Origin of the sequence: Synechococcus sp. R6-10, from assembly GCF_047461815.1 — a bacterium.
Lineage (GTDB): Bacteria > Cyanobacteriota > Cyanobacteriia > Thermostichales > Thermostichaceae > Thermostichus.
On sequence record NZ_JANSHW010000412.1, the window covers coordinates 1 to 7,006 of the forward strand.

Consider the following 7,006-nt stretch of genomic DNA (forward strand, 5'->3'; position numbering starts at 1 on the left):
AAACAAACAGAATGCTATCGCTGCATAGTTGAACAGTGATGTTCAGCAGTGTTCAGCGTAAATGTATCAGTCCTTTAGCCACTGCCTTCTGCGAGCATTGTCCGCCTGCCCCCACTAATAGCGCGACACCGCCGGATGTCCACCAATGTACCAGCGCCAGGGGATCTCGGCTCCTTGGGTGATGCCGATGCGGGTGGTTTGGACGATGGACAACTGCGTTTGCCAAGAGGGGGATCCCTCCAGCCAAATGCCTTCCTGGCCGGCTTCCGCCCGCTCTAGCCGCCAGCCGTTGTGGGATCCGTCGATGCGCAGTGCTTGACAGAGCAGGCCCGGCCCCGCCGCCGCCCGTGCTGGCTGATTCTGTTTGTTGGCCGGGATCCAGTCTGGCAGGCGATCCAACTGAGCTGCCCGGATCAGAACCGCCGCCGGGATCCCTTCTGGCTCGGTAACGATATTTAGACAGTGGTAGAGGCCGTAGATGCGATAGATGTAGAGATGCCCTGGCGGGCCAAACATGACCTGGTTGCGTTGGGTCTTGCGGCGGTAGGCATGGCAGGCCGGATCCCCAGCCGTGTAGGCCTCCGTCTCTACGATCTGGGCCCGCACCTGCAGCCCATCGGCAAATTGCCGCACCAGAACCATGCCCAGCAAGGCAGGTGCCACCAGCGGGGCCGGCTGGCTCAACCACTCCACAGCGTCCACGGCAGGCTTGGCAGCCCTCAGCCCCCAGCAACGGCAGGGACGATGCTCACCTCATCCCCATCTTGCAGAGGGGTGTCACATCCCTTGAGGAAGCGAATGTCTTCGCTGTTCACATAAAAGTTGACGAAGCGGCGCAATTCCCCCTTCTCATCGCACAGCCGCGCCTTAATCCCCGGACAGCGTTGTTCCAAAGCATCCAACAATTCGCGGATGGTGGATCCCTCGCAATTCACCACCCCCTGATCCTGGGTGAGCGCCCGCAGCGTGTTGGGAATCAGCACCTTGACTGCCATAGCCCAATGCCTCGTCCATTAACCAACATCAAAAAACTAGGGTAGCAGCACCCCATCGATGCCGTGAATCACGCCGTTGGAAACTGGAATATCCGCCAGGTTCACGTTAGCCCCGTTGACCCGGATGCTGCCATCGGATCCCACCTGCACCTGCAGCGGCAGCCCTGCCAAGGTGGTCAGAGTGGTCGATTGGCCGGGCCGCAGGTCAAACGAGGTAATCCGCCCCGGCACCACATGATACGTGAGAATGCGGGTGAGCTGAGCCCGGCTGGCCGGCTGCAACAGCGTCTCCACCGTACCCGGCGGCAGTTGCCCAAAGGCCACATCGGAAGGGGCAAAGACCGTGAACGGCCCCGGCCCTGCCAACGCCGTATTCAGGCCCGTCGCCCGCAAAGCTGCCGCCAGCGTCGAGTAGCTGCTGGGCAAAGTTTCCAGCTCAACGGCAATGGTGTTTAGCCCTTGAGGCTGGGCCGCAGGAGCAAAGACAAGCGGGGCCACTACAGCCGCCAACGGGATCCAACGGCGAACAAGGCGTTGAACAGAAGGAAAGATAGGCATTGTGCAAAGCTCCTGAGCCAATAGGTCTACGCCAGGGATCTTAACAGTTCTTCATTAAGATTCTGTTAAGAGGCAATGGAGAGGGTCTTCCCTGCAAACCGAGTTCATACTGATGCCTCCTGCCAGTCCAGCCGCTCCAGGGTGCGGGCCCGCTCCAAAGCCTGTTCAAAGCTCTCCAGCCTGGGCGAGATCACCAGCGGATGGCCTACGTGGGCTTGAACCGCCTCCTGGGTCTTCAGACCGTTGCCAGTAATGTAGGCTACTGTAACCGCCTCGGGATCAAGTTGGCCGGACTCTGCTAGGCGTTTGAGCACGGCAATGGTGGTGCCGCCGGCGGTTTCGGTGAAGATGCCTTCGGTCTCGGCCAAAAGCTTGATGCCGGCAACAATCTCCGGATCGGCAGCCGTCTCGATCTGGCCGCCGGTTTTGCGGGCGATCTCCAGGGCGTAGATCCCGTCGGCAGGGTTGCCGATGGCGATGGACTTGGCGATGGTATTGGGCTTAACCGGAGTGACAAAATCCCGTCCCTCGCGGAAGGCTTGGGCAATGGGCGAACATCCCTGCGCCTGGGCGCCGTGGAAGGTGACCGGCTTATCCGCCACCAGCCCCACCTTCACAAACTCCTGGAAGCCTTTGTAAACCTTGGTGTACAGGGATCCCGAGGCCAGCGGGATCACCACCTGATCCGGCAGTTGCCAACCCAATTGCTCCGCCACCTCATAGGCCAGGGTTTTGGAGCCTTCTGAGTAGTAGGGGCGCAGGTTGATATTGACGAAGCCCCAGCCGTAGCGATCCGCCACCTCGGCGCAGAGGCGGTTCACCTGGTCGTAGTTGCCCTCCACCGCCATGACGGTGGGGTTGTAAATCAGGGATCCCAGCACTTTGCCCGCTTCTAAGTCCGCCGGGATGAAGATGGTGCAGTCCAAGCCGGCGTGGGCGGCAATAGCAGCGGTGGAGTTGGCCAGATTGCCCGTGCTGGCGCAGGAAACGGTGGTAAAACCCAGCTCCTTGGCGCGGGTCAGCGCCACCGACACCACCCGATCCTTGAAGCTGAGGGTGGGCATGTTGACGGCATCGTTCTTGATGTAAAGATTTTTCAATCCCAGCCGCCGACCCAGGCGCTCCGCTTTGATCAGAGGGGTCAGGCCCGTGCCCACATCAATGGGCTTCTCAGAAGTCACCGGCAGAAAAGGCCGATAGCGCCAGATGGAATGCGGCCCGGCCTGGATGCTCTGACGGCTAACCGTGCGCTTCAGCCAGTCGTAGTCATAAGCCACTTCGAGGGGGCCGAAACACAGCTCACAAACATGCTTGGCGACCGGCTCATACTCGGCGCCACACTCCCGACAGCGCAAACGGCTGAAGCCCACCTTGGAGCTGTGCAAGGCAGAGGCCAACGGGGAATCGGCAGGGCTGAGCGGGCGTTCGGAAAGAGTTTGGGACATGGGCAGCCTCAAGGTGAAGGAAAGGGTGGGCGCTGGATTGAACTTACCTATCGTTGGGGGGAATCTTATCACCCGCAATCTGCCGCGTCAACTAAACCCGACTAAAATAGTCTGGATTAGATCCGGTTGAGGATAATGGAATCGGTGCTTGGCTCTCGCAGGCGGGCTGTCTGGTGTTTGTATGAGCCGCAACATCCCTTGGGCGACTCTGCCCTTTCCTCTGGGATCCCCTGCTATCGGCAGCCTTGGGGGAGCTGATCCCAGCGCCCTGAGGTCTCTGCAACTCTTCAATCAGGTGACTTAGGCTGGGAACTGAGCCTCTACCCAACTTTATTTCCCAGGGCAACAGAAAACTTTCCCTACTGCTCTGCCTGCCTCGGGCCGGTCGCAAATAACCCTATCCGTTGCCGCCATCGCTAAGCTGGATAAGCGAGCTGAAATAACCTGAAAATTAAAAGACCGGGGATCCCGGCTATTCATTTTGGAATTGCCACCCTATGCTCAGAGTTGGACGGGACAGCATTGATTTTCTCGATCACTACGATGTGGTGGTGGTCGGCGGGGGGCACTCCGGCTGTGAGGCAGCATTGGCAGCAGCGCGGCTGGGCTGTAACACCCTCATGCTGACATTGAATCTGGACAAGATCGCCTGGCAACCCTGTAACCCTGCCGTCGGCGGCCCGGCCAAATCGCAGCTGGTGCACGAAATCGATGCTCTCGGCGGCGAGATGGGCAAAGTTACCGACCGCACCTATTTGCAAAAGCGGGTGCTCAACCGTTCGCGGGGGCCGGCGGTGTGGGCGCTGCGGGCGCAAACCGACAAAAGGGAATATGCGCGGGTGATGCGCTCGGTGGTGGAAAACCAGCCTAACCTGACGATTCGCGAGGGCACTGTCACCGATTTGGTGCTGGAGCGCAACGATGAGATTGTCGGCGTGGTCACCCACTTTGGCACCATCTTCGGCTGCCGAGCGGTGATCCTGACCACCGGTACGTTTTTGGGGGGGCGCATCTGGATTGGCCGTCACTGGCAATCTGCCGGACGGGCAGGGGAATTTGCCGTGGAAGGGCTGACCGACACCCTGCGCCAACTGGGCTTTGAAACGGGCCGGCTGAAAACCGGCACCCCTGCCCGCGTGGATCGGCGCAGCGTGGATTTTTCGGTCATGGAGCGGCAACCGGGGGATCCCGATGTGCGCTGGTTTAGCTTCGACCCCGAGGTGTGGGTGCCAAGGGAGCAGATGGATTGCTACTTGACCCGCACCACCCCAGAGACCCACCGCATCATCCGGGAAAATCTCCACGAAACCCCTGTCTATGGCGGCTGGGTGGAGGCCAAAGGGCCCCGCTACTGCCCCAGCATCGAAGACAAGATTGTCCGCTTTGCCGACAAGGAAAGCCATCAGATTTTTATTGAGCCGGAAGGGCGGGATCTGCCGGAGCTCTACATCCAGGGGTTCTCCACGGGGATGCCTGAGAAAATCCAGATCCAGATGTTGCGCTCCTTGCCTGGCCTGGAGCGGTGCGTCATGCTGCGGCCTGCCTATGCGGTGGAATACGACTATCTGCCGGCCACCCAGCTCTACCCCACTCTGATGACCAAAAAGGTGCAGGGGTTGTTTTGCGCCGGCCAGATCAACGGCACCACCGGCTACGAAGAGGCGGCAGCTCAGGGGCTCATAGCCGGGATCAACGCCGCCCGCCTGGTTCAAGGCAAGCCCCTGGTCACCCTGCCGCGGGAGTCCAGCTACATCGGCACCCTCATCGACGATCTCTGCACCAAAGAACTGCGGGAGCCCTACCGCATGCTCACCAGCCGCTCCGAATACCGCCTCATCCTGCGCTCCGACAATGCCGACCAACGGCTCACCCCCCTGGGGCGAGAATGGGGCTTGATCGATGACCGGCGCTGGGCCCTGTTCCAAGCCAAGCAAGCGCGCATTGCCGCAGAAATCGAGCGCCTGGAAACGCAGCGGGTGAAGGCCCACGACCTGGCCGGCATCCAACTAAGCCAACTGACGGGGCAGGGGATCAAGGGATCCGCCACTCTGGCCGAGATCTTGCGCCGCAACCAGATTCACTACTCCGATCTCCTGGAACTGGGGCTGGGGGATGCGGAGCTGGATCCCTTTGAGCAGGAGGCGGCAGAGATTGCCGTCAAATACAGCGGCTACATCCAGCGGCAGCAGAGCCAAATTGAGCAGGTGAGCAAGCAGTACCACCGCCCTCTGCCCCCCGATCTGGACTACCACTCCATCCCCACCCTCTCCAAAGAGTCGCGGGATAAGCTCTCGGCGGTGCGTCCCCTCACCGTGGGCCAGGCAGCCCGCATCGGCGGTGTCAACCCCGCCGACATCAACGCGCTGCTCATCTACCTTGAGGTGAGGCAACGTCAGAGGGCGGCGGATCCCGTCTGTTCTTCTCTGTGAGCTCCGCCCCCATCCATGTAGAGGGAAGGGATCCCTTCCAGGGGCAGGCGAGAGGCCACCCCCAGCTCCAGCGGCGAGACCTCCCCCCGCAGCCAGTGGCAGAGCCCAGCCGCCCCGATCATGGCCGCATTGTCGGTGCAGAGGGCTAGAGGCGGGATCACCACCCGCAACCCCTTTTGCCGGGCTGCTTCCCTGAGGCGGGCCCTCAGCTCTCGATTGGCAGCCACCCCTCCGGTCAGCAGCAGTGTCGAGAGGCCCAGCGCCTCGGCGCAGGCCACTGCCTTTTCGGTGAGCACATGGGTCAGACAGGCCTGGAAGCTGGCGGCAATATCGGCAATGGGCAACTCCTGGCCTTGCTGCTGCAACTGCTGGACTAGGCGCAACACCGCCGTTTTCAGGCCGCTGAAGCTTGTGTCGTAGGGATGCTCCACTTTGCCCTCAGGCAGGGGAAAGCGCTGCGGATCCCCCTGCTGAGCCCAACGGTCGATCTGCGGCCCCCCCGGGTAGCCCAGCCCCAACAGCCGCGCCACCTTATCAAATGCCTCGCCGGCAGCATCGTCGCGGGTGCGGCCCACCGTCTGGTAGTCCCCGTAGTCCTTCATCCAAATCAGGCTGGTATGGCCTCCCGATACCAAAAGGCATAGGCAGGGGGGGCGCAAATCGGGCTCTGCCAAGAAGCCGCTGAAGAGATGGCCCTCCAGATGATGCACCCCGATCAGGGGCTTGTCGTAAAGCAAAGCCAGGGTCTTGGCCCCCATCAGCCCCACCAGCAGGGATCCCACCAGGCCCGGCGCACAGGTTACGGCAATGGCATCTACCTCGGCCACCTCCAATCCTGCCTGTTGCAGAGCCCTCTCCAGCACAAAGGGCAAGGTTTCCACATGCTGACGAGAGGCCACCTCCGGCACCACCCCCCCGTAAGCAGCATGAAGGTCGATTTGGCTGGCCACCACGGAGCTGAGCTGCCGTGGGGCAAACCCCGGCCAGGCTGCATCCGCCGCCACCACAGCCACAGCCGTTTCGTCACAACTGGTTTCGATGGCAAGGACGCGGGGCATGGGAGAGCAAGCTGGGGAAAGGAATAGGAAAGCCTTGGGATCCTTAAATTAAGAATTGTGTGAGCTAAAACTCAGGATCCGTCGGGGCGAGGCGCTCAGGAGTATGATACTAACCGTTTAGTGCCTGTTTCTGCACTTAGCATCCCTTAGCATTTGGACAGATCCTAGACCCCTACCTCAAGGACAAATCCTGCTATGCGAACCTTTTTAAGCCTTCTTTTGGCCCTTTGCATTGCGCTTGGCCTCGCCCAATCTGTGCAGGCAGAGCCCTTGATTGGTCTGAAACCTTGCAGCGAAGTTCCCGCCTTTCAGGCCCTGATGAACGAACGCCTGAGCAGCCTAGAGGAGAAGATCCTCAACGCCAGCCCTGCTATGGCCCCTGTTTACCAGCAAAAGCTGGCCCAAACCAGCAAGCGCTTTGAGCGCTACAGCAAGCTGCTCTGCGGCGAAGAGGGCCTGCCCCACCTGGTTACGGATGGTCGGTTGAACCATGCGGGCGAGTTTCTCATCCCCGGTCTGCT

The 7,006-nt window shown here is 60.8% G+C and carries 7 protein-coding genes and 1 pseudogene; 3 read left to right on the forward strand and 5 right to left on the reverse strand.

Annotation, left to right across the window (positions count from 1 at the left end):
* Positions 1–114 precede the first annotated feature (114 nt).
* The 4 genes from NW837_RS11350 to thrC all read right to left on the reverse strand — a co-directional run bounded on the left by NW837_RS11350 (position 115) and on the right by thrC (position 2,998).
* Positions 115–693: a DNA-3-methyladenine glycosylase gene (locus NW837_RS11350; protein ID WP_011434357.1), complete on the reverse strand. Its 579-nt coding sequence runs from the start codon at positions 691–693 to the stop codon at positions 115–117.
* Between the two features lie 26 nt (positions 694–719).
* The gene (locus tag NW837_RS11355; protein ID WP_011434358.1) at positions 720–995 is read right to left on the reverse strand and encodes a ubiquitin-like small modifier protein 1; all 276 of its coding nucleotides are present in this window, start codon (positions 993–995) and stop codon (positions 720–722) included.
* 36 nt (positions 996–1,031) lie between these two features.
* The gene (locus NW837_RS11360; RefSeq protein ID WP_011434359.1) at positions 1,032–1,553 is read right to left on the reverse strand and encodes a fasciclin domain-containing protein; all 522 of its coding nucleotides are present in this window, start codon (positions 1,551–1,553) and stop codon (positions 1,032–1,034) included.
* Between the two features lie 104 nt (positions 1,554–1,657).
* Entirely contained in the window at positions 1,658–2,998 is a 1,341-nt protein-coding gene (thrC, locus tag NW837_RS11365) for a threonine synthase (protein ID WP_414331616.1), read from the reverse strand.
* A 181-nt stretch (positions 2,999–3,179) separates the two neighbouring features.
* On the opposite strand from thrC, the gene NW837_RS11370 reads away from it, so the two are divergent.
* Positions 3,180–3,302, forward strand: a complete 123-nt coding sequence (locus tag NW837_RS11370; RefSeq protein ID WP_414331618.1) for a hypothetical protein — start codon at positions 3,180–3,182, stop codon at positions 3,300–3,302.
* A 193-nt stretch (positions 3,303–3,495) separates the two neighbouring features.
* Positions 3,496–5,427, forward strand: coding sequence for a tRNA uridine-5-carboxymethylaminomethyl(34) synthesis enzyme MnmG (gene mnmG / locus NW837_RS11375; protein WP_414331619.1), 1,932 nt, complete (start codon positions 3,496–3,498; stop codon positions 5,425–5,427).
* Here the strand turns inward: mnmG and tsaD are convergent.
* The gene (tsaD, locus tag NW837_RS11380) at positions 5,391–6,485 is read right to left on the reverse strand and encodes a tRNA (adenosine(37)-N6)-threonylcarbamoyltransferase complex transferase subunit TsaD (protein ID WP_414331621.1); all 1,095 of its coding nucleotides are present in this window, start codon (positions 6,483–6,485) and stop codon (positions 5,391–5,393) included. The genes mnmG and tsaD overlap by 37 nt on opposite strands.
* Positions 6,486–6,680: 195 nt before the next feature.
* Here tsaD and NW837_RS11385 point away from each other — a divergent pair.
* Positions 6,681–7,006, forward strand: a pseudogene (locus NW837_RS11385) (Photosystem I reaction center subunit III); the annotation flags it as partial.

Bases quoted from the DNA above. Each gene is read 5' to 3' on its own strand.
- NW837_RS11355 (WP_011434358.1), bottom strand. From the start codon at position 995: ATGGCAGTCAAGGTGCTGATTCCCAACACGCTGCGGGCGCTCACCCAG.
- NW837_RS11360 (WP_011434359.1), bottom strand. From the start codon at position 1,553: ATGCCTATCTTTCCTTCTGTTCAACGCCTTGTTCGCCGTTGGATCCCG.
- thrC (WP_414331616.1), bottom strand. From the start codon at position 2,998: ATGTCCCAAACTCTTTCCGAACGCCCGCTCAGCCCTGCCGATTCCCCG.
- NW837_RS11370 (WP_414331618.1), top strand. From the start codon at position 3,180: ATGAGCCGCAACATCCCTTGGGCGACTCTGCCCTTTCCTCTGGGATCC.
- mnmG (WP_414331619.1), top strand. From the start codon at position 3,496: ATGCTCAGAGTTGGACGGGACAGCATTGATTTTCTCGATCACTACGAT.
- tsaD (WP_414331621.1), bottom strand. From the start codon at position 6,485: ATGCCCCGCGTCCTTGCCATCGAAACCAGTTGTGACGAAACGGCTGTG.